Source organism: Nocardioides bigeumensis, assembly GCF_039531755.1.
In the GTDB taxonomy this organism is placed as follows: domain Bacteria; phylum Actinomycetota; class Actinomycetes; order Propionibacteriales; family Nocardioidaceae; genus Nocardioides; species Nocardioides bigeumensis.
In genome coordinates, this window is record NZ_BAAAQQ010000013.1 from 123,444 (window position 1) to 145,642 (window position 22,199).

General features: G+C 68.4%; 20 protein-coding genes and 3 pseudogenes. 6 read left to right on the top strand and 17 right to left on the bottom strand.

The features are described 5' to 3' along the window. Window positions 1–277 precede the first annotated feature (277 nt). The 3 genes and pseudogenes from ABD295_RS14870 to ABD295_RS14880 form a co-directional block, all read left to right on the top strand. Window positions 278–610: pseudogene (locus ABD295_RS14870) on the top strand (PAS domain S-box protein); the annotation flags it as partial. Then, window positions 584–3,112, top strand: coding sequence for a sensor domain-containing protein (locus ABD295_RS14875; protein WP_344305453.1), 2,529 nt, complete (start codon window positions 584–586; stop codon window positions 3,110–3,112). The pseudogene ABD295_RS14870 and the gene ABD295_RS14875, both read left to right, overlap by 27 nt. Window positions 3,113–3,137: 25 nt before the next feature. After that, window positions 3,138–3,512, top strand: coding sequence for a hypothetical protein (locus tag ABD295_RS14880; protein WP_344304563.1), 375 nt, complete (start codon window positions 3,138–3,140; stop codon window positions 3,510–3,512). A 78-nt stretch (window positions 3,513–3,590) separates the two neighbouring features. On the opposite strand, the gene ABD295_RS14885 is transcribed toward ABD295_RS14880, so the two are convergent. The 4 genes from ABD295_RS14885 to ABD295_RS14900 all read right to left on the bottom strand — a co-directional run bounded on the left by ABD295_RS14885 (window position 3,591) and on the right by ABD295_RS14900 (window position 6,711). Then, a complete protein-coding gene (locus tag ABD295_RS14885; protein ID WP_344304564.1) occupies window positions 3,591–4,787 on the bottom strand; it encodes a hypothetical protein in 1,197 nt (398 codons plus the stop codon). A 242-nt stretch (window positions 4,788–5,029) separates the two neighbouring features. After that, complete coding sequence (locus ABD295_RS14890) at window positions 5,030–5,575, bottom strand: hypothetical protein (protein WP_344304565.1); 546 nt, start codon at window positions 5,573–5,575, stop codon at window positions 5,030–5,032. Between the two features lie 49 nt (window positions 5,576–5,624). Then, window positions 5,625–6,059, bottom strand: coding sequence for a hypothetical protein (locus ABD295_RS14895; protein WP_344304566.1), 435 nt, complete (start codon window positions 6,057–6,059; stop codon window positions 5,625–5,627). A 160-nt stretch (window positions 6,060–6,219) separates the two neighbouring features. Beyond that, complete coding sequence (locus tag ABD295_RS14900; protein ID WP_344304568.1) at window positions 6,220–6,711, bottom strand: RNA polymerase sigma factor; 492 nt, start codon at window positions 6,709–6,711, stop codon at window positions 6,220–6,222. A gap of 140 nt (window positions 6,712–6,851) precedes the next feature. On the opposite strand from ABD295_RS14900, the gene ABD295_RS14905 reads away from it, so the two are divergent. Then, the gene (locus ABD295_RS14905; protein ID WP_344304569.1) at window positions 6,852–7,469 is read left to right on the top strand and encodes a TetR/AcrR family transcriptional regulator; all 618 of its coding nucleotides are present in this window, start codon (window positions 6,852–6,854) and stop codon (window positions 7,467–7,469) included. A gap of 13 nt (window positions 7,470–7,482) precedes the next feature. Here ABD295_RS14905 and ABD295_RS14910 read toward each other — a convergent pair whose 3' ends face one another. Beyond that, window positions 7,483–8,109 (bottom strand): trimeric intracellular cation channel family protein, encoded by a 627-nt coding sequence (locus ABD295_RS14910; protein WP_344304570.1) that lies wholly within the window; start codon window positions 8,107–8,109, stop codon window positions 7,483–7,485. A 102-nt stretch (window positions 8,110–8,211) separates the two neighbouring features. Between ABD295_RS14910 and ABD295_RS14915 the strand changes: the two genes are divergently transcribed. Further along, window positions 8,212–8,412 carry a universal stress protein gene (locus tag ABD295_RS14915; protein WP_344304571.1) on the top strand — a complete coding sequence of 67 codons (201 nt, stop codon included), beginning with the start codon at window positions 8,212–8,214 and terminating at the stop codon, window positions 8,410–8,412. Between the two features lie 376 nt (window positions 8,413–8,788). On the opposite strand, the gene ABD295_RS14920 is transcribed toward ABD295_RS14915, so the two are convergent. The 12 genes and pseudogenes from ABD295_RS14920 to ABD295_RS21250 all read right to left on the bottom strand — a co-directional run. After that, entirely contained in the window at window positions 8,789–9,124 is a 336-nt protein-coding gene (locus ABD295_RS14920) for a TraR/DksA family transcriptional regulator (protein WP_344304573.1), read from the bottom strand. Window positions 9,125–9,527: 403 nt separating this feature from the next. Continuing rightward, window positions 9,528–9,683: a hypothetical protein gene (locus ABD295_RS14925; protein ID WP_344304574.1), complete on the bottom strand. Its 156-nt coding sequence runs from the start codon at window positions 9,681–9,683 to the stop codon at window positions 9,528–9,530. 127 nt (window positions 9,684–9,810) lie between these two features. Next, window positions 9,811–10,350, bottom strand: coding sequence for a hypothetical protein (locus tag ABD295_RS14930; protein ID WP_344304575.1), 540 nt, complete (start codon window positions 10,348–10,350; stop codon window positions 9,811–9,813). A gap of 299 nt (window positions 10,351–10,649) precedes the next feature. Then, window positions 10,650–11,795 (bottom strand): cytochrome P450, encoded by a 1,146-nt coding sequence (locus ABD295_RS14935; RefSeq protein ID WP_344304576.1) that lies wholly within the window; start codon window positions 11,793–11,795, stop codon window positions 10,650–10,652. Window positions 11,796–11,806: 11 nt separating this feature from the next. Next, entirely contained in the window at window positions 11,807–12,313 is a 507-nt protein-coding gene (locus tag ABD295_RS14940; protein ID WP_344304577.1) for a CBS domain-containing protein, read from the bottom strand. After that, window positions 12,310–13,038, bottom strand: coding sequence for a respiratory nitrate reductase subunit gamma (gene narI, locus ABD295_RS14945; RefSeq protein WP_344304579.1), 729 nt, complete (start codon window positions 13,036–13,038; stop codon window positions 12,310–12,312). The genes ABD295_RS14940 and narI overlap by 4 nt, the downstream gene beginning before the upstream one ends. Before the next feature lie 2 nt (window positions 13,039–13,040). Next, complete coding sequence (gene narJ, locus ABD295_RS14950; RefSeq protein ID WP_344304580.1) at window positions 13,041–13,766, bottom strand: nitrate reductase molybdenum cofactor assembly chaperone; 726 nt, start codon at window positions 13,764–13,766, stop codon at window positions 13,041–13,043. Then, window positions 13,763–15,436: a nitrate reductase subunit beta gene (gene narH / locus ABD295_RS14955; protein WP_344304581.1), complete on the bottom strand. Its 1,674-nt coding sequence runs from the start codon at window positions 15,434–15,436 to the stop codon at window positions 13,763–13,765. Before narH ends, narJ begins: the two co-directional genes overlap by 4 nt. Beyond that, a complete protein-coding gene (locus tag ABD295_RS14960) occupies window positions 15,436–19,116 on the bottom strand; it encodes a nitrate reductase subunit alpha (RefSeq protein WP_344305454.1) in 3,681 nt (1,226 codons plus the stop codon). The genes narH and ABD295_RS14960 overlap by 1 nt, the downstream gene beginning before the upstream one ends. Window positions 19,117–19,227: 111 nt before the next feature. Beyond that, window positions 19,228–20,499, bottom strand: a complete 1,272-nt coding sequence (locus tag ABD295_RS14965; RefSeq protein ID WP_344304582.1) for a nitrate/nitrite transporter — start codon at window positions 20,497–20,499, stop codon at window positions 19,228–19,230. Window positions 20,500–20,572: 73 nt separating this feature from the next. Next, window positions 20,573–20,836 (bottom strand): annotated as a pseudogene (locus tag ABD295_RS21245) (DUF2249 domain-containing protein); the annotation flags it as partial. A gap of 129 nt (window positions 20,837–20,965) precedes the next feature. Continuing rightward, window positions 20,966–21,376: pseudogene (locus ABD295_RS21250) on the bottom strand (hemerythrin domain-containing protein); the annotation flags it as partial. 95 nt (window positions 21,377–21,471) lie between these two features. Here ABD295_RS21250 and ABD295_RS14975 point away from each other — a divergent pair. Continuing rightward, window positions 21,472–22,155, top strand: coding sequence for a helix-turn-helix transcriptional regulator (locus tag ABD295_RS14975; protein ID WP_344304584.1), 684 nt, complete (start codon window positions 21,472–21,474; stop codon window positions 22,153–22,155). Window positions 22,156–22,199: the final 44 nt, after the last annotated feature.

Sequence of the window (22,199 nt, forward strand, 5' to 3'; positions counted from 1 at the left end):
GCTTCGGCTGGCGGCAGCCTAGGCTTGAGGGAAGCTCTCAAGAACGCAACGAATCCATGCCCCCGGACGCTCAAGTGACGCCGAAGGGCGACCGATGACAGATGTGGCGGGTTGGGCCTCACGATCGGCGCCGCCGGACGTGGGGCGTCAGTCCGGACCTGCCCTCCCCGCACCCCCGCTTGCCTGCCGACCGTTTGGAGTACCTGATGCGTGTTCTCGTGGCCACTCGCGCCCGGCCGGCAGTTGGTGACACCACACGTCGGACCAGGCCCGGCGGCGCACGATGGTGAGCGAGGCGCGCGACATCTCGTGGACCGCGAACGAGCGTGGTCTGATCGAGTCCGTGTCGCCGGGCGCACGGGCTCATCTCGGCCAGCGCAAGGCAGGGCCCGTCCACCAGCCGGTCTTCGACCTCGTGCACCCCGGAGACCTACCCGCCTTCCGGAAACGGTGGACCAGCGTCAGCGGCGGCGTGGTGACCCGGGAGAGTCTTCAGTGTCGTCTGCTGCACACGAACCTGGGGTGGACCTGGATGCAGGTGACGCTGACGGACATGCGCGACAACCCTCACGTCCACGCACTGGTGTGCCACGCCCTGGAGATCACCTCAGCGCATCAGGTCACCGCGATCGAGCGTCGGCACGGTGCACGCTTCCGCGCGGTCTTCGACCAGTCCGCCGTGCCCCAGTTCCTCTGCGACCTGGAGGGCATCGTGACCGAGGTCAACGAAGCGTTCTCGGCACTGCTCGGCACTCGACGCGAGCAGCTGCTCGGTCGCCCGGTGCGCGACCTGATCCATTGCAGCGACGGTGGCCGTGTCAATCATGCTCTGGCGAGCCTGCTACAAGGGACGTCGGAGTCCACCCAGGTCCCCAGTGTCCTGCGCGATCGCCAGGATCGTCCTATTCCCGGGCTCGCGAGCGCACAGGTCCTGCGGGAGGAGAACGGGACCGTTGTCGGCGTCTCCGTGGTCCTCAACGACCTGTCCGAGCTCCAGGCAGCAGAAGGACGGCATCGGCAGCAGGAGCAGTTCTTCGCGACCATGTCGCAAAGGGCGTCGGACGTGGCCATCGTCGCCGATGCCACTGGACTGATGCTCTACACATCCCCTGGGATCACGAAGGTCTTGGGGTACACGCCCGAGGACATCTTGGACTCCGAGGGCTGGGACTTCATCCATCCCGACGACGTCCCGGCCATGCGCATCCAGTTCGCCCGCGTCGCGGAAGGTGGAGAGACCGAGACCGCCACCCTCCGGGTCCGCAACGCCAGCGGTGAGTGGAGGTGGATGGAGGAGACCATGCACAACTGCCTGGGCACTCCCGTCCAGGGGATCGTGTGCAACCTCCGCGACATCACCGAACGCGTGGCCGCCGAAGCTGATCTGAAAGCGTCGATGCTCCTCTACCGCACGATCGCGGAGACCGTGGATGAAGGTCTGTTGCTGTCCACACAGGACGGGACGACCGTCTACGTGAACGAGCGTCTGGGTGAGATCCTGGGTCTGGCGACCGATGCTATCTACGCGCAACGCTTGGACACCATCCTCGACGACCAGCACCTGCAGCTGAAGAGGGACCGCACGGCCGACGGGGCCGGGCGTGGTCCCCAGCGCTTCGAGCTGTCCTACGACCACCCCAACGGGGAGCAACGCACTCTGCAGGTCGTCGCTGCGCCCATCGACCTGTTCGCCGACGGGAGGGGCGGGTCGTTGGCGACTGTCTCCGACATCACCCGGACCAGGCAGCTCGAGAACGAGCTGCGCCGTGCTGCCCTCTACGACGGCCTGGCGGGGTTGCCGAACAGAACTCTGCTCATGGACCGCCTCAAGCATGCGCTGGCCCGGGAGTCCACCGGTACGGCGGTGCTCTTCGTGGACCTGGACCACTTCAAGCTCGTCAACGACACGCGCGGCCACGCCGTCGGCGATGACGTCCTGGTCCAGGTGGCTGCCCGACTCAGCACCTCGGTGCGCCCACAGGACACTGTCGCGCGCCTTGGTGGGGACGAGTTCGTCGTCGTCTGTGAGGACGTGGATGCGGACGCGGCTGCGTCCGTCTCCCAAGACCTGATCGCCGTCCTCAACAAGCCGTTCTCCCTTGCCACCGGACCGTTGCAGATCACCGCCTCCATCGGCGTGGCCATGTCGCCGCCCCGCTCGGCCGAGATCTTGGTGCGCAACGCCGACACCGCGATGTACGCCGCCAAGGTCGCCGGACGAGGCAGGGTGCAGCACTTCGACTCCAGGCTCGCGGCGCACACCGCCGAACGTCGGGAGCTCAGCGTCGCGCTCGACCTCGCACTCGCCAAGGACGAGCTCACCATGCACTACCAACCCGTGATCGAGCTCGACTCCGGTCGCGTGGTCGGGATGGAGGCACTGGCTCGGTGGGAGCGGGACGGGGGTGTCCAGGTCCCGCCAGACCGCTTCGTCGTGATCGCGGAGGAGACCGGCCTTGCTCACCGACTCGACCGCTGGGCCCTGAGGAACGCGCTCACCGGGGTCAGCCGTCTCCGAGCCGAGCACGCCGTGCATCCGGACTCGTTCGTGGCGGTGAACCTGTCTGCCAGGAACCTGAGCAACCCCGAGCTGGAGACGGACCTCTTGAAGTGGACCGAGAAGGCGAACCTGTCGCCCTGTCACGTGCTGCTCGAGATCACCGAGAGCGCGATCATGAGCGACGCCGCCGCCGCGGTCTCCCTCCTGCAACGCCTGCGGCACGTGGGCTTCCTCATCGCCGTCGACGACTTCGGCACCGGGCACAGCTCGCTCGCCTACCTGCGAAACCTCCCCCTCACGACCCTGAAGATCGATCGCAGCTTCGTCGCGTCCATCGGGGAGAACCGCAACGCCTTGGCGATCACGCGCTCCATCGTCGACCTGGCGACCGCCATGGGGTTCTCGGTGATCGCGGAGGGTGTCGAGACGGCTCAGCACGCCGAGATGCTCCGTGAGCTCGGCTGTCACTGGGCCCAAGGTTGGCTCTGGAGCCCGGCGGTGTCTGTGTCCGAGCTCCGCAGCGCACACACCATGGTGCGGCGCTACGACACGTCCTGCGCGGACCTCTTCCCACTCGGCCAGGCGCGCCAGGAAGCTCTTGACGGTCCATGATCCACCCCGGGCTAACCTGGCAGTCGTGACTTCCACGCTGGCGTGTCCGACCTGCGCCGAGACCCTTGCCAGACACGACGATGACAGCTTCCGCTGCCAAGAAGACCATCGCTACACGATCGTCGGACTGGCTCTCACCACCAACATCGCGGCCCTGCGTGCGCTGTGGATGGCCATCCGAGCGTTGGAGGACGACGCGGTCAGCCTCAACTACATGGCCGAGCACTTCGGCGACCAGCACGGAATGCGCGCGGACAAGCGACGAGACGAGGCCTCAGCAGCGCTGGATGCGGCCAAGGTGCTGCGGACACACGCCAAGCGGGCACAAGAGAGACTCGATGCGCTGCCCTCGCCCCCCTCGTCCACCCTGAGAGGCGGCGGCACGACCGGCCGAGATTGAGCCGCCGTCCTCGCCGAGCGTGAGCGAGCGGGCGCAGCAGGCGACCCGGCGAGTCGAGGGGGCTGGCCTCGGCAACGGCTAGTCCCAGTCCGGGAACGGCTCTTCTGAGCAAACGCTCGGGTCGGGCTTCATCGTCGGGTCCGCGATCCAGGGATTCCGGAGCTCGAACACGCATCGAGATGAGCCGGCGACGTCGTGTGTCGCTCCCCGGACGGCAATCACGCGATCGAACCATTCCGGACGGCTCCAGGCATCGAGGTCACCGACCAGCACCAGAGTGGGAACGCCGGGAGGCGGAGCCGGCTCGACTCGCTCCACTCCCCAGATCTCGCACGCCGCGGCATAGGGGCTGGCCTCGAACACGTCACGGTAGAGCGGGTCGGCGTCGACCCCGGTCCAACGGCCGCCGAGCTCCGGGCATGCCTGCGACAGGTAGGCGCCGAGGGCGAAGCCAGGCTTGGTGCAGATCGGTCGATGACCTAGACAGACGTCCGGTTCGGACGCGAGGACCGACGTCAGCGTGGGGTGCAGGCGACCGTCAGCAGCGCTCGTGATGATCCTCGGGAGGTCGGGCACGACATCGAACCCTCCGCCCAGGATTGCCCGCACCGCCCGTACGAACCGCGCCGCGCCGACCTCCACCGAGTCACCGGCCACGCTTGCCGAAAGGGGCCGACTTCCCATCCGTTCGAGCGCCTCGTGCCACCTGGTCTCCAGGCGGGGGTAGCGGCGAGCGCAGATCGGGTCGTCGGCGCACTCGGCGAACAGCGACCGCAAGCTCGAGCTGAAGCCGTTGCCGGCCAGAGCGAACGAGTCGGCCCCGCTCGGTGCCGGGGAGTCGACGACAGCGGCCCTGATCCGGTTGCCCGAGATGGACGCGTACGCATCGACCACTCGGGACAGCTCTCCATAGCTGATCGCGGCGTACCAGCGGTCGATCTCCAGCGCAGACCGAAGTGCGTCCACGTCAGCGACCAGGTCGTCGACACCGAAGGCCTCGAGGGGGACTCCGTCGCTCCTGAGCCGCTCATGGCAGCGCGCGACCCCTTCGGTGAACGCGGCAGTCACCGCTGCGTCGCTTTGCGACAGCGCAGGCCCGCCGGTACCTCCGACCTCTGGACACTCCAGCCCGATCCCGCCACCCACGCCGCGAGGCGCGAGGGCGATCACGGGAACGCCGAGGCGCTCAGCGAGCGCGTGCATGTCGCCGGGTGCTTGCATCGGCTCCCCGAAGTTGAACCCGACGCTCAGGACGACTTCGGACGGACTCGTCACGACCGAGGGCCAAACCTGGACCACTGAGAGTGGGATGGCGACCCCGTCCGGATCGTCCCACTCCACAGGGACAGTCATCGTCCCGCACCGATGCTGGGTGACGAGGGCAATCTCCACCGCGTCCGGACAGTCGTGCCACGCCAACCCCAGCACCGAGCGATCCGCGTCGTGTTCGCGTCGAACCTCGCCGGTGCAGCCTGCGATCAGCACAGCGCACCCGAGAGCAAGAGGCAGCCGCCACTTCATCGCGAGGTGAACTCCCCCTCGAAGACCAACCGCGAGATCAACACGTTCTCGGGGTCACCGGCCTCGGTCGTCTCGATCATCTCCAGCGAGAGCACTGGACCTTCCAGGCTCCACGCCCACGTCGTCACACAACCCGGGCACCCCGAGCTGTCACTGGTGATCACCCAGTTCCCAGCCTCGTCGTAGGCAGCCGTTCCTCCGTCACCCTGGGTCAGCGGTGCGTCACCGTCGTCGCTGAACTGTGCGTAGTCGTCACCATCGATGGTGAGCTCGACGTTGAGCTCGCCGTCGTCTCCCAAGAACTCGAGCGCGGTGTCTCGCGAGAGGCCGAGCCGATCGGCGTCGGGCATGGTCACCACCTTCGTGTAGGTGCCGTCGGGGATCGTGGCACCTCCGTCCTCCTGGTCGGTACCAGTGGCGGGGGAGGTCGAGGGGGTCGTGGCCACTTCCTCGGCGGGCTCGTCGGACGAGTCCCTCGTCCCGCAGGCGCCAGCCCCCACGGCAAGGACGAGAAGCGCTGTCGCGGTCCTTGAGACGTTCATGATTCCTCCCCGGCTCGACGCAATGCCTGACTCGACTTTCTGCCTGATCTCACTGTCGAGATGGCACTTCGGTTGACAGCGCCCATGAAGATCCTGTGAGGAAGGTGATCCGCGCGCGGCACGTGTCACTGACGGTGTCGAAGACGATCCGCTCTCCCCGTCGCACCCACCCGTAGACGCCCGTGCCGTCGTCCGCGCACGCGCCTCCGCTGAACAAGGCCGTGCGGAAGGAGCTCGCGTCAGCCGTGAAAACCAGACCGGTGGGGTTGCCGCCGTACCCTCTCGGTGGCGACATCTCCATGGTCCCGTTGCCCTGCAGGGACATGGTCCAGGTGCCGGCGAGCCACGAGGGTTCGGCGATGTCCGCGACGAGCGTGCCGCGCAGAGGGGGCGCGTCGCCAGTCGGCTCCCGAGCCGGGACGGCGGTCTGGTCATCGAGCGGCTGCAAGTCTCTTGGGCGCTCTCCATTCATCATGAGCGTCACGCCCACGAGCGACGCCGCGGTCGCGACCGATGCTGCCAAGACGATGGACCGGCCACGCCACCGGTGCGCACGCCCCCGTGACCTGACCGAGTCCAGGGCTCGTTCGACCTCAGGCTCGAAAGCAACCGCCTGCTCGTCGAACCCCGCCCGCAGCCTGTCGTCAAACGACATCGCCGTTGACCTCCTCGTCGAGTGCCCGAGCAAGACGCGACCGCGCCCGGAACAGGTGCTGCTTGACAGAGGACTCGGAGACCTCCAGCGTCCGCGCGATGTCGAACACCGACTCGTCGGCCCAGTAGTAGAGCACCACCGCCGCCCGTTGCATCGGACTGAGGCCTGCGACCGCGCGCGCGACATCCGGGAGCGGGACCGGTTCGGTACGGGTCTCGACCGCGAGACGCTCGCGCTGCCGGCGCATGCGCTCTCGCTTGACGTATTGCACTGCGAGCCGGATTGCGACGCGGCGTACCCACAAGTCCGGCCGTTCGTACCCCTGCACGGTCGACCAGTGCCGATAGAGCTGCACGAACGCGTCCTGCGCGATCTCCTCGGCCGCGGCTCGGTCGTGGACGATGAGCAAGACAGTGCGGGCGACCTTCGGGTAGGCGGCACGGAACCACCAGTCGTACTCATCGCCGACCTGGGCCCGCATCGTCAGCTCCTCCCGCGCGCCCTCTACACAGAGACGAGACTGGCACCCGGTTGACACGGGGCGAAAGGATTTCGTCTGGTTGTCCCTTCTCTGTCATAACGCTACGCTCTGCGTACTGTATTTCTGCTCTTTGGAGTGCGATGACGACCAAGCGCAAACCTGGCGCCGCCAGCGACACGAGCCGACCGGGGCCAGGCCGGCCGCGCAGCGAGCAGGCCGATCGAAGCATCCGGGACGCCGCCCTCGACCTCCTGCACGACGAGGGTCCGCGTGCCGTCACGGTCGAGGCCGTCGCCGAGCGGTCCGGAACAGCGAAGACGACGATCTACCGTCGATACGCCGACCGAGACGCACTGCTCCGCGACTCCCTGGCCTCGGTGATCGGTGATCCTGGGGTTCCGGCTGGGACCACGCCGCGTGAGAAGATCCGATGGGCGCTCGAGCGCACCTGGGGCCAGATGGAGGATGTCCTCGGCCCTGGCGGACTGGCCGCGGTGATTGGCGATACCGACCGGCGGTTCACCAAGTTGTTCCGCAGCGTGCTGACGCCGTGCACGGACGCGCTCATCACGTCGATCCGGGCTGGTATCGGCAGCGGAGAACTGCGCGACGACCTGGACGCCGACGCGACCGTCAGCCTCTTCCTGGGCGCCTACCTCGGGGAACTGATGCGACGCGGCCGCGTCGACGCCACGTTCGCCGAGCGATGCCTGGACCTGATGTGGGCCGCCATGACCGGGCGACCGCTCGCGAAATGACGTACGGTCCGGATCAGCCGTCGCCTCCTCTCCCGGGCACGTCCAGCCGGTAACGGACAGCCGCCATCCGGACCGCGAAGCAGATCAAAGCAGCTGCGAAGGCCACCGGTAGGGTCCGCAAGACGAATGCGTCACCCATTGCGACCAGCAGAGCCGCGAGCAGAGCGGGCACGACGTAAAGCTCACTTCGCAACACGATCGGCACCTGCCCCACCAGGACGTCGCGCAGGATGCCACCGCCGACCGCAGAGACGACACCCAGGATCACCGCTTGGGCCACGCCCGCATCCAGGCTGAGCGCCTTGAGGGTGCCTGTGACTGCGAACAGGCTCAACCCGGCCGCGTCGAGCACAACGATCGACTTCGTCACGCGCTCGAGCCCGGCGCGGAACCCGAACGCCATCAGGCCTCCGGACGCGGCGACCGCCAAGTAGCGCCAATCGCTGAACGTCGTCGGTGGCAGCACTCCCAGCAAGGTGTCTCGGACGATCCCGCCGCCCATGGCCGTGAACATCCCCAAGGTGACCGCACCCACGATGTCGAGCCGGACCACGCGCAGTGCCGTGAGCGCGCCATTGACGGCGAACGCGAGCGTCCCCACCAGGTCCAGGGCAAGGAACAACGACGTCGGGGACTCCATCAGGAGACTCTCGCATCCCGGGACTGAAGCGCTATGCGTAGCGTTTCCGCCGAGTAGTGGCGGGTTTTGCCCCCTCCAGCGCGACCTGGCTGTGTCGCCGCTGTGTCGGCGGCTCACCCCGATCTAGTGGTCACCACCCGCGTCGAGGACTGCCCGGCCGAGGTCACTCTGGTCGCGGCCTCGGAGTCTGCTGGCCTTGTCGTGGTCGGGACTCGGGGTCGTGGTGCGTTCGGAGGACTGCTGCTGGGCTCGGTCAGCCACGCGGTCATCCACGGCTCGTCGTGCGCCGTCGCGGTCGTGTGAGCCGCAATCCTCGAGGGCGAGCTCCGACCGCAGGGAGCCGAGCCAACCCCTCCGAGGCGGTTCTCGCGACCGGGTGGCTGTCTCGAGACTGCGGCAGCCACGCTCGTGAGAACGACGATGCCGAGCAGCACGATCGCGAACACCACGTAGCCGACGGCACTCATCGCACTGCCCTGCCGGAACCGGCGCGGACACCGCTAGCGGCCGACTGGTGAGGGCGGTGCCGGATCGCATCCAGTGCTCGAGCCTCTCGGATGGCCTTTACCTGTCCGACGACGTAGAGCAGAGCGATCTGGAACGCGACCGCGGCCGCAGCGGCGGCGGCGAACAGCCACGCGCTCCTCATGAGTCCTCTCCTCCCTTTAGTGCCCGCTGCTCAGCGCCGGGCGCAGCCGATGCAGGTTGCCGACCACGGCCTGATCTCGAGTCGTTCTGTCGGGATTGACCGTCCGCAGCCTGGGCAGGTGCCGAAGGTCCCGTCCGAGATCCGTTGCCGGGCCCGTGCGATGTCTTCGAGGACCTCCGACAGGGATTCACGCTGGGCCAGGACGACATGGTCAGTCACGTCATCGGGCAGGTCGGCGAGTTGTTGCTGACGATTACGGCTCGCCTCAGCGAGCACGCGGTCGAACTCGCCCAGCGGGCCTTCGGGTGCCGACCGCGTGCTCGGACGAGGCGTGGTGGTCACGGTTGCCGGGGTGGGTGCGTTCATCGTGGTTCTCCTTCTCGGGGGACTGGTCAGAGGGCGTGTGCCGACGGTGCCGTTGAGGGTTCTCCTCGGTTCGGATCGCGTCGAGCCGGTTTGCCTTGCGGGCGAACCAGACGGCGGCGAAGAGGCCGACCCAGCTGGACGCCAACGAGTGAGCGGTGTCGTACGACATGTGTGGACCTCCTCGGACGGCCACCGACGGTGGCGCGCCCGCATCGATCGAGCCTGCTGGTGCAGGGCCACCGGATGAAGGCGACCGACACGAAGTCGCACTCGCGACAGGGTGGTACCCCTGCTGGACGTCTTGGCGGGCTCGGAAGGCGTTGCGGTCCTGAGTGCGCGGTTGGACGTCAAGGTGTGCAGGAGCGGCGGTGCGGCTGGTGCCGTCACCGCTGCGCCGCGAGGCTCAGCCCGGCGGTGCGCGATCGACGCTGCGGCGCAGCACGTCGAGGCCACGGATGCCTCGAGCGACCTCGCTGAGCTCCAGCGCCAGCAGCACCGGACCCGACGGCACGTGCGACGGTCCGACCGTCGTCACGCGCTCATCAAAGTCCGGGGTCATGCTCGGACCATAGCACCGCGGATCGCGGTTCGGGCCGGCTCTGCTGAGCGCTGGCAGTTGCGTGGGTCAGCTTGGTCGTCCGGACGTCATGGAGATGCCTCGCTCTACTGGGGATGGCGGCTTCGGCCTACCTTCGTTCGGCCCGGCCATCGGGGTTGTCGAGTCTGCGAATCGGGCTGTGGAGCGACGTCGAGCGGTCGTGTAGTGGTTCGGTGCGAGCACCCATGTCGGCGCGCCGAATCAGGCTCGAAACGAGGTCGTGCGCATCCGTGATCGTCCTGTCGAGGATCCGTGTGCCGGTATCCACCTGGCCGGCTTCGAACGACCACTTGGCTGCTGCCATGCCTTGTACCAGTGAGTCGTTGATCTCTATCGCCTCACGGTGGAGTATCGCGGCGGCTTCAAGTCGCCGATGCTCCTCCTGTGCCCGCCGTTCCCTGTCTGTCGCGTGCCCGAGGAGCACGCCCAACAGCAGGAGCGGCAGCACCCGGGAGGCCCACCCGGTCGGGCTGAGGTGAACGCTGTGGCTCATCGCCCACAGCACGGTGAGGCCGACGGCGAGCAGCCCGGCGACCGTGCCGGCCCTCAGGCCATATGCCAGGGCGACCAGGGCGATCGGCAAGGCGTAGAGCATCGAGTACGCATCGACTGGGGAGCCGAAGGACATGCGCAGACCGAACACGCCAGCGAACAGACTCCCTGCGACGGCAAGCGCAAGGGGTGGGTGACGTCGGAACCACGGGTCACTCGGCGTGACCGCTGCCGATGGCATCGAAGGGGCACTCATAGCCCCCAGGCTGCGTCACTTCGCACCTTCGGCCTCGGGCCAAAGGTCCTCGCTGGCCCCGCCGGGAGACCCTAACCATGCTCGCGCTAGCCATTTCCTGGGCGGTCCGACAGAGGACGCGCCGTGTGCTCTGCAAGCTCGAGGGGTGCAGCCGATACTTGCCTGGGTGTCCCGCGGTGTCAGCGAAGCACGATCGGGACGCGCACCCAACCGCCCACCGGCGGTGTCTCCCGGACCGCCGGGCGGTCTGGCGCGAGACCGATCCAGCTGGTTCTGCCGATGAGCTCCTCGAGCATCACGCGCAGTTCCATGAGCGTCAGCGCCCGCCCGGGACAGACATGGGGCCCGATGCCGAAGACCAGGTTCGCGTCGGCATTCCTTGCGGGGTCGTAGCGGTCGGGGTCGCCGAAGACGAGCGGGTCCCGGTTCGCTGCGGCCCAGTTCAGGACAAGCCGTTCGTCCTTCGCTATCTCCGCGCCGCCGAGGTTGACGGCTCGGGTGGCGACGCGACGGTTGGACACGAACGGGTCGTCAATGCGAAGGATCTCTTCGACCGCTGCGGCCAGGGCCGCGCGATCATTCGCCGCGACGAGCGTCCGCACGTCTCGCTGGAGGTGCGGGTTCGTCGCGAGGAAGTGGACGATGACACCGACCGAGGTCGCCAGTGATCCGAGGTCGCCTGCGGTCCAGTTCCGCAGGATGGAGACGATCTCCTCGGTGGTCAGTGGCCGACCTTCCACGGTGTCGTTGAGCAGTTCGCTGGTGACATCGGCGATCGGTGTGCCGCGCCTGGTCTCGAGCAGTGCGCGGATCATCTGGTCGAACCGCTCGGCCACCTCCGCAGTCCTGTCGCGGTCTCCGGACCTCGTGGCGGCGTGGTTGTCGCGGATCCACGCGACCAGTTCATCCTCGAGATCAGCGGGCCAGCCGAGCCAGGTGGATTGCGAGCGCACCGCGTACGGCGTCCCGATCTGGGCAATGGTCTTCACGGTCACCCCGCGGGGCAGGGCGTCGATGATGGCAGCGGCGTGCCCTCGACATTGCGGCTCTTCCCGCGCCACGCGCTCCTCGGTCAGGTACCGGTCGACCACGGCGCGGTAGACGGCATGGTCGGTGCCATCGAGGCTGTTGGGGATGGACCTACGGGCACTGACGTTGCTGGAGAACGCCTCTGCGTCTGTCGCGGCTGCGACGACCTCTGCGTGTCTGAGCGCCACCCAGTGGCTCTCCTGGCGGGCTACCGCGCATCTGGCGCGCAGCGCGTCGTAGGTGGATCGCTGATCCTCCCAGTTGTGGCCACTGTCGATCTCGGCGGGGTCTCCCATGCTCGTCCGACTCAGTCCGCGGCTTGTCGTGACAGAACTCGTGACCGGGCGCGTGATGCGACGTCCTCGTCTGAGCAAAACCCCGTCCGGCTGCGCTTGAAGCACATCAGCCCGAGCAGGGTGCCGTCGAGGTCGACCACCGCCAGCCGCCGCAGGCCACGTGCGATCAGGAGTTCTCGGGCGGCGTCGGCAGACGTCGCCGAGGGCACGGTTCGATTCCGGAGTCTCGACCACGGCAGTGCGGGGCCACTCCCCTCGCCGCTCCCCTGGTCACTTCTCTGGATGGGGGGCGGCAGGTCGGTGCGCACCAGGGTGCCGACCAAGGTGCTGCCCTCGGTCAGCAGCACCATGTGGACGTGGTCGTCGGTGAGGGCGGCACGTGCCTCGTCGACGGTGGCCCGGGCATCGAGGACCTTCGGATGGCGGATCATGACGTCGCTTGCGCAGAGGTCCGGCCCGCCCGGTGCGGGCCGGTCGACCACGCGTTCGGTCAGGGAGGCTGACGTCGGGCCGTTCATTGGGAGATGCGATCCCAGCCGCGTCGGGGGCGGTGGCTGCCGAGCTGGTCGTCACGGCTGCGGTAGACGATGTAGGGCCGCGTCACGTAGCCCAGCGGTGCGCTGAACACGTGCACGAGGCGAGTGAACGGCCACAGCGCGAACAGCCCGAAGGCCACCAATGCGTGCAGCTGGAAGCCGAGCGGCGCGTCGGCCATCAACGAGGCGTCGGGTTGGAAGGCCAGGAAGGATCGGTACCAGACCGATACACCCTCGCGATAGTTGTACTCCCCGCCGATGGTCATGATCGAGCCGGCGATGGTGTTCCACATGCCCAGCACGATCACCACGGCCAGGAAGGCATACATGACCTTGTCCATCACGGTGGTCGCGGAGAAGACGGGGCCGACGGTGCGGCGCCGGTAGATCAGGATGACCATGCCGACGACCGCCATGATGCCGGCCAACAGGCCGCCGGTGACGGCCACCACGTGGTAAGCCTCGTGGCTGATGCCGACTGCGTCAGTCCACGACTGAGGTACCAGCAGCCCGATGATGTGCCCGCCGACGACGCCGAGCATGCCGAAGTGGAACAGGGGGCTGCCGATCCGCAGGAGCTTGTTCTCGTAGAGCTGGGAGGAGCGCGTGGTCCAACCGAACTTGTCGTAGCGGTAACGCCAGAAGTGTCCGACGACGAAGGTGGTCAGGCAGAGGTAGGGGACGATCACCCACAAGAAGGTGTCCATGGTCAGCGGGCTCCCGTCGGGTGGGCGGGGAACGAGGGCATCGGCAGGGGGATCGGCGAGGCGGGCACGGCCGGTCCCGGGTCGAAGCCGGGGATGGCGTACGGCGTGAGGCCGACCTCCTCCTCCGGCGGGCCCTCGGCGGCGAGCCGGCGGACCGCCTCGACCTCGTCGCCGCGCAGCGCCGGGAGCGTCCCCGTCACGGCCTCGACGACGCCGGCCCACGGCGACTCCAGGTCGCGCAGCGACATCCGCAGCAGCTCCAGCCCGGCGCGGTGGTCGAGCATCAATTGCCGCCCCGTCGTCTGGTCGCCGGTGGCGGCGAACTCCAGCACCACGCACAGGTGGTCGGGGAGCTCCTCGTCGGTGACTTCGAAGCCGGCGGCGAGGTAGGCCTGTTTGAAGCGCAGGAGCGCCATCCCGCGCTTGCGGGTGTCGCCGTGGGCGAAATAGGTGAGGAACAGGTTGCACCGCCGCCGGGTGTCGAAGGTTTCGACATACTCCGCCTGCAGGTCGGCCAACGGCGTGCGCTCCACGTGGTCGGCGAACCGGCGAAGCAGGTCACCGAGCCGGTCGGGCAGCTCCCGGGACGCCGAACGGACCATCGCCACGTGGTCGAGCAGCTCCTCGGAGGGGTAGTCGAGCAGCAGGGAGGCGGCCTGCCACGCGATCGTGAGCTGTTCGGCGCTGAGGGCCGCCTGCTGCCGAGACCGCGTGGCCGCGCCCCTCACTGCTCGCCTCCTGGTCCGTTGTGCTGCTCGTCGCCCTTGGGCGGGAACAGCCCGGGCGGTGCGCCCTTGCCGTCCCAGTTGAGCAGGTTGACCCGCGCGGCCTTGTTGCTTGGCGAGGCGATCGTGTCGGAGGTCTGCCGGTCCTTGAGCATCCGAAAGTTCTCGACCGCGAGCGGGGTCTGACTGCCGGAGCCCTCACCGAAGATCTCGGGGTTGCCGCCGCCGTACTCCGACACCGAGCACTCGGTGGCGATCTCCTCGAGCGAGTGCGCCTGCTCGGCGTGCGCCGGAGGGATCACGTAACGTTCGTCGTACTTGGCGATCGCGAGCAGGCGGTACATGTCGTGCATCTCCTCCTCGCTCATCCCGACGGCCGCCGGGATCGACGCGTCGGGGTCGCGACCCATGTTGATGTCGCGCATGTAGGAGCGCATCGCGGCGAGCTTCTTGAGCACCCCATCGACCGGGACCGTGTCACCGGCCGTGAACAGCTCGGCGAGGTACTCGACCGGGATCCGCAGCGCGTCGATCGCCGCGAACAGGTTGCCGGTGTCCTCGGCATCCTCACCAGTGTCGCGCACCACGTCGATCACCGGCGACAGCGGCGGGATGTACCAGACCATCGGCATCGTGCGGTACTCCGGGTGCAGCGGCAGCGCGACCTTGAAGACGTTGATCAGCGCGTTGATCGGTGACCGCTGGGCGGCGTCGATCCAGTCCCGAGGGATGCCGTCGCGCTCGGCGGCACGGACCACCTCGGGGTCGTTCGGGTCCAGCAGCAGCGAGCGCTGGGCCTCGTAGAGGTCGTGGTCGTTGGCCACCGAGGCCGCCTCGAGCACCCGGTCGGCGTCGTAGAGGATCAGGCCGATGTAGCGCAGCCTGCCGACGCAGGTCTCCGCACAGACCGTCGGCAGGCCGACCTCGATACGCGGGAAGCAGAACGTGCACTTCTCGGCCTTGCCGGTCTTGTGGTTGAAGTACACCTTCTTGTACGGACAGCCGGACACGCACATTCGCCAGCCCCGGCACCGGTCCTGGTCGACCAGCACGATGCCGTCCTCGGCGCGCTTGTAGATCGCCCCGGAGGGGCACGACGCGGCGCACGAGGGGTTCAGGCAGTGCTCGCAGATCCGGGGCAGGTAGAACATGAAGGTCTGCTCGAACTCGAACTTCACCTTCTCCGCGATCTTGGCCAGCATCGGATCGTGCTTCTCGGTCGCCGCCGACCCGCCGAGGTTGTCGTCCCAGTTCGAGGACCACTCGATCTTCATGTCCTTGCCCGAGATCAGCGACTTCGGCCGCGCGACCGGGGTGTGCTCCTGTGCCGGCGCATCGGTGAGCGTGGCGTAGTCGTAGGTCCAGGGCTCGTAGTAGTCCTTGATCGAGGGCAGCTTGGGGTTGGAGAAGATGGTGGCGAGCTTCTTCCACCGTCCGCCCGCCTTGAGGGTGAGCCGGCCCCGCTTGTTGAGCGCCCAGCCGCCCTGCCACTCCTCCTGGTCCTCGTAGCGGCGCGGGTAGCCCTGACCGGGCCGGGTCTCGACGTTGTTGAACCAGACGTACTCGGTGCCGGTCCGGTTGGTCCACGCCTGCTTGCAGGTCACCGAGCAGGTGTGGCAGCCGATGCACTTGTCGAGGTTCATCACCATCGCCATCTGGGCCATGACCTTCATCAGTAGGTCACCTCCTGCGAACGCTTGCGGATGACAGTGACCTCGTCGCGCTGGTTGCCGGTGGGGCCGAGGTAGTTGAACGCGAAGGACAGCTGGGCGTAGCCGCCGATCAGGTGGCTGGGCTTGACCAGGATGCGGGTCAGCGAGTTGTGGATGCCGCCGCGCTTGCCGGACGTCTCAGCGATCGGTACGTCGATGAGCCGGTCCTGGGCGTGGTGCATGTACACGGTCCCCTCCGGCATGCGGTGGGAGACGATCGCGCGGGCGACGACGACGCCGTTGCGGTTGACCGCTTCGATCCAGTCGTTGTCCTCGACGCCCACCTTGGCGGCGTCCTGGTCGCTCATCCAGATCGTCTGGCCGCCACGCGAGAGCGACAGCATGAACAGGTTGTCCTGGTACTCCGAGTGGATCGACCACTTGTTGTGCGGGGTCAGGTAGCGCACGGTCACTCCCAGCTCCCCCACGTCGCCGACATCCGGCTCGCTGAAGAGCGCGCCCATGTTGAGCGGCGGCCGGTAGACCGGCAGGCCCTCTCCGAGCTCGGTCATCCAGTCGTGGTCGAGGTAGAAGTGCTGCCGCCCGGTCAGCGTGTGCCACGGCTTGAGCCGCTCGACGTTGATGGTGAACGGTGAGTAGCGCCGGCCGCCTGCCTCGGACCCCGACCACTCCGGTGAGGTGATCACCGGCACCGGCGCGGCCTGGGTGTCGGCGAAGGTGATCTGCTTGCCCTCGTGCTCGGCCGCCAGGTCGTGCAGCAGGTGGCCTGTGCGCTTCTCCAGGGTCTTGAAGCCCTGGGTCGCGAGGTGGCCGTTGGTGGTGCCCGACAGCGCGAGGATCGCCTCGCAGGCGTGGATGTCCCGCTTCAGCGACGGACGCCCGTTGGCCGCCCCGCCGCGGATCGCGCCGTTCTTGTGCAGCAGGTAGTCGACGGACGCCGTGACGTCGTAGGCGACACCCTTCGTCAGCGTGCCGAGCTTCTCCATCAGCGGCCCGAGTGCCTGCATCTGCGCGCCGACGGCGCCGTAGTCGCGCTCGACCTCCACGATCTTCGGCATCGTCACCCCGGGGACCGGCTCGCACTCGCCGTGCTTCCAGTCCCGGACCACCCCGTGCGGGTTGGCCATCGCGTCGGGGGTGTCGTGCAGCAGCGGAACCGCCACGACGTCCTTGCGGGTGCCGAGGTGGATCGCGGCGAGCTCGCTGAATTTCGTCGCGATCGTCTGCCAGGCGTCCCAGTCGGTGCGGGTCTGCCACGGCGGCGCGATCGCCGGGTTGAACGAGTGCACGAACGGGTGCATGTCGGTGGTGTTGAGGTCGTGCTTCTCGTACCAGGTGGCCGCGGGCAGCACGACGTCGGAGAAGATCGTGGTGCTGGTCTGCCGGAAGTCCAGCGTGAGCAGCAAGTCGAGCTTCCCCTCGGGTGCCTCCTCGTGCCAGTCGACCTCCTGGGGCCGCTGGCTCTCCGACGCCTCGGTCGCGCGCAGCGAGCTGTCGGTGCCGAGCAGGTGCTTGAGGAAGTACTCGTTGCCCTTGCCCGACGAACCGAGCAGGTTGGCCCGCCAGATCGCCAGTACCCGCGGGAAGTTCTCGGGCGAGTCCGGGTCCTCTGCGGCGAACCGCAGCTCCCCCGACTTGAGCTGGTTCACGACGTGCTCGGCCACCGGACGACCGGCCTCGGCCGCCTCGTCGGCGAGGTCGAGGGGGTTGCGGTCGAAGGTGGGGTAGGACGGCATCCAGCCCATCCGCGCGCTCTTGGCGATCACGTCGGCGGTGCTCATCCCGGCCAGCAGGCCGGCACCGGTCTTCGCCGAGACCGTGTCAGCTCCGAACGTGTCGTAGCGGAACTGGTCGGTGTGCAGGTACCAGTACGCGGTGTGGATCATCTGCCGCGGCGGCCGCTTCCAGTCCAGGCCGAACGCGAGCTGCGCCCATCCGGTGACCGGGCGGCACTTCTCCTGCCCGACGTAGTGCGCCCAGCCGCCGCCGTTGACACCCTGGCAGCCGGTGAGCGTGGTCAGCCCGAGGAAGCCCCGGTAGATCGTGTCGGAGTGGAACCAGTGGTTGGTCCCGGCGCCCATCAGGATCATTGCGCGGCCCTTGGATTCCTCGGCGTTGGCCGCGAACTCGCGGGCGATCCGGGCCGCCGCGGACGCGGGGACGCCGGTGATCGGTTCTTGCCATGCTGGCGTGTACGGCGCGGTCGCGTCCTCGTACGACGAGGCGTAGCCGCCGCCGAGACCGTCCCGCGCGACGCCGTACTGGGCGAGCATCAGGTCGAACACCGTGGTCACCAGGGCGTCCCCGACCCGGCGTACCGGGACCTCGCGGGTCAGCGAGCCCGGCGCGCCGTCGACGTTGTCGAACCGGGGCAGCTCGACCAGCGCGGTGTCCGCGCCGGGAGCGAGCAGGGTCAGTCGCGGATCGACGTCGCCGAGGTCGAGGTTCCAGCTGCCGACCCCGGCCTCGCCGAACCGGTCGCCCAGCGACCCGTTCGGCACGACCAGGCCATCGGTACGGGCATCGACCAGCACGGTCTTGAAGTGTGCGTTCTCCTCGCCCGCGTGGTTGGGCAGGTCGGCGGCGGTGAGGAACTTCCCGGCCCGGTATCGGCCGTCGGCGGCCGGTTGGAGAGCGACCAGGTACGGCAGGTCGGTGTACTTCTTGGTGTAGTCCGCGAAGTAGGGCGTGGTCTTGTCGACGAAGAACTCCTTGAGCACGACGTGACCCATCGCCATCGCCAGCGCCCCGTCGGTGCCGGGCTTGATCGCGAGCCACTCGTCGGCGAACTTCACGTTGTCGGCATAGTCGGGCGAGACGACGACGACCTTCTGGCCGCGGTAGCGCGCCTCGGTCATCCAGTGCGCGTCGGGCGTGCGCGTGACCGGCACGTTGGATCCCCACATGATGAGGTAGCCGGCGTCCCACCAGTCGCCGGACTCCGGCACGTCGGTCTGGTCTCCGAAGACCTGGGGCGAGGCGACCGGCAGGTCGGCGTACCAGTCGTAGAAGCTCAGCATCGAGCCGCCGACCAGCGAGGTGAACCGAGCTCCGGAGGCGTGCGAGACCATCGACATCGCGGGGATCGGCGAGAACCCGGCGACCCGGTCGGGCCCCCACTTCTGGATCGTGTGGACGTAGGCGGCCGCGACCATCTCGGTCGCTTCCTCCCACGTGGCGCGGACCAGTCCGCCCTTGCCGCGCGCGGATTTGTACGCCCTGGCGCGCAGCGGGTTGTCGACGATGTGTGCCCAGGCGGCGACGGGGTCGCCGTGCTGGACCTTGGCCTCGCGGTACATCTGCAGCAGCACGCCGCGCACGTAGGGGTAGCGGATCCGCGTGGGCGAGTAGGTGTACCAGGAGAACGCCGCCCCGCGGGGACAGCCGCGAGGTTCGTACTCCGGCTTGTCCGGCCCCACCGACGGGTAGTCGGTCTGCTGGGTCTCCCAGGTGATGATCCCGTCCTTGACGTAGACCTTCCACGAGCAGGATCCGGTGCAGTTGACGCCGTGGGTGGAGCGCACCACCTTGTCGTGGCTCCACCGATCCCGGTAGAAGTCGTCGGCCTGGCGGCCACCCTTCTTGCTCAGCGTCCGCAGGTCGTCAGAGACCGTGCCCTTGGTGAAGAAGCGTCTGGTCCGCACCAGGGCGTCGCTGATCCCTCCGTCCAGGCCGACCACCCGGTGCCCGTCCTGGTGCCCGTCCTGGTGCCCGTCCTGTTGTTCTTCGGGCTGGACCTCTGTGCTCACTGGTTCATCCTGACGTCGGGGATGGAGGGTCTTCGATGGACGTTATCGAGAAGCCGGGCTCGGTCGGGGTGGGACGGCGTCGTGCGCGCGTTCGGTGCGACGCACCACGGTCAGGGTCAAGATCAAGGTCAGCACCGCCGTCACTGACAGCATCCACAGGCCGATCGCGTAGGAGTCGGTGCGGCCGTAGACGTAGCCCATGATCAGCGGCGGCACGAACCCGCCGAGCCCGCCTGCGGCGCCCACCAGACCGGTCACCCCGCCAACCCGGGAGGGATCGGTGACCTTCGCGATCAGCGCAAACGTGGCGCCGCTGCCGGAACCGAGGGCGGAGGCCATGGCCAGGAACGCGACCGTCCCGACGTGCTCGAGCAGGGGGTGGGTCGCGGCGACCCCCGCCCCCACCGCCACGACGGCGAACCCGCCGGCAAGGACCGGGATCGGCCCGATCCGGTCCGAGAGCCATCCCCCGACCGGGCGCATGATCACCGCGACCACCACGAAGCCGGCCATCCGGTTCGCCGCGTCGGCCGGGGTGAGCGCGTAGTCGGTCTTGAGGTAGGCCGGCAAGTACACCGAGAACGCGACGTATCCGCCGAAGGCGACCGCGTAGAGCGCGCATGCCTGCCAGGTGATCGGAAGCCGGGCGTTGGCCGAGAGCCGGGTCAACAGTGACGTGGTCGGGATGGTGCGGCCCGGCGCATCGCGCAGGATGAGCCAGGCGGCGATCGCGTAGACCGCGAGCACTGTCGCGGTGATCAGGAACGGCGCCTTGGAGCCCACGTTGGTGAAGAGCTTCACGGTGGTCAGGGCGCTGATCGCGGTCCCGCCCATGCCCGCTCCGAAGATGCCGATCGCGAGGCCACGGCGCTCCGGGGGGAACCAGGCGTTCACGAACGGCACCCCGACCGCGAAAGCGGTTCCGGCGATGCCGAGGAAGAACCCACCGACCAGCAGGAGTGCGTAGGAGTCGAGGGCGAAGAAGGCGATGAACAGGATCGGGACGATGGTCAGGCTCGAGACGATCGGGAACATCACCCGTCCGCCGTACCGATCGGTCAGGGCACCGACGACGACCCGGCCCAGCGAGCCAACGATGACGGGGACGGCCACCATGAGTGCGACGTCGGACTCGCTCAGGGTCCCGAGAGTGCCCTTGTCGCGGAACAGCGGGCCGAGCGGGCTGATCAGCGCCCAGGCCCAGAAGTTGACAGCGAACCCGAGGGTCACCATGGCCAGCATCAGCCACGGCGAGACGACCGGCTCGCGGGCACGACCGTCGGCGGGTGTCGATTCCTCCATCGGTGCCGTCATGCTCGTCGTCCTCCCGAGCTCGTCGTGGCTTTCACCCTTGCGGATGTTGCTCGTGTTGCCAATGGCTTCAGTCTCACGCATCGGTCCGCGCCAGGGTGAGTCGCCATGCCTCGGGGCCGCGCTCGGTGTAGGCCACCGCGAAGGCTCCTGGCCAGCGTTGGTTGATCTGGTCGAGCAGCGGCAGCGGGTCATGGGGTGCGACCAGCTCCAGGCCGGCGCCCGGCCGGACGGACTCCAACGCCCCGAAGATGGTCGCGTGTCGGATCGCGTGTGGGATCGAGCGTACGTCCAGCTCGGGATATCCAGGGCCGTCGACCTCGCCACAGGAGCAGGTGTGGCCACCGCACCCGGTGTCGAGGGGATCGCCGCCCGCGGTGGCGGTCTCGGCCGCCTCCCCGAGCAGCTGGTGCATGCCACCGAGCAGGTCATGCAGCGAGACGCCGGGGGTCGCGGCCAGCAGCGGCACCACCAGGTCGTTCTCCTTGGTCAGGTGGGAGTCGAAGATCGCACGCAGTGCCGCGGCCGACCCGGCGGCTCGCAGCAGGTCCGCCGAGTCCGCCACTTCGCGCACCAGTCCAGTGATGACGCCGTGCTCGCCGAGCATCGCTTCGACGAGCAGGCGTCCTTCGATGGTTGCCTGCGCGGCCGGGTACAGCGCCTGCTCCTCGGCCAGGGCGTGCGGTACGAGTTCGCGCTCGCACCAATCCACCAGGTCCCGGCGGGCCTGCTCGGCTGCGGCAGGGCCGCCTGCGGTCGCGGCGGTGAACAGTGTCTCGGTGTGCAGGTTCAGGGCGCCGGCCAGGGCGGCGTGGTGCTGCTTGACCGCCTCGGCGGCGTGGGCGTCTTCCTGATTCGAGGCGATGACGAGTTCGGACATTCTGGGGTCTCCTTGAGTGGCTGCTTTGGCGCGTCGGCGCTGATTTTATTACACTTTGCTCCGTGGAAAATAATCGGCCCTCGACACCCTCGCAGATGACGTCGGGATACGGTCCCCGTCCAGGCGCTGGCCGCGCTCGCGCGCCGCTGTCCAGGTCGCGGTCGGCGCTGCTGGAGACACTCCGGGTGCAGACCGAGCCGACGACCCTCGCGGCGCTGGTGGCTATCTCCGGCCTGCATGCCAACACGGTCCGCGAACACCTCGACGCGTTGGTGCGCCAGGGCCTCGCTCACCGCCACCCCGCGGCGCCGGCTGGCCGCGGACGGCCCGCCTGGCTCTATGAGGCCGCCGGCAGCGACGTGGCCGCTGCCCCTGAGTACGCCGGGCTCGCCGCGGCGCTGGCAGCGGCGATCCACCGGACCAGCGCATCACCGAGCGAGGACGCGGTCGCCGCCGGGCGGGAGTGGGGGCATGAGCTCGCACGCGAGCGCGGCGCCGGGCCGGCACCGAGCGCGGTCGCGGCCAGGCGGGAGGTGGTCTCCCTGCTCGACGACGTCGGGTTCGCTCCCCAGGCCGACGCCCGCAGCTCGGTTGTTCGGCTGACCCGCTGCCCGTTGCTGGAGGCGGCCCACCAGTACCCGGATGTCGTCTGCGGCGTGCACCTCGGGCTCGCCCAAGGCGCACTCGAGGAGTACGGCGCGGACCCCGACGGCACCGAGCTGCTGCCGTTCGCGGAGCCCGGCGCTTGCCGCCTGCACCTGATGCGGCGCACCCGATGAGTACCACCACCACCCGCCAGCCCAGCCCCAGTAGCCCTGGTAGC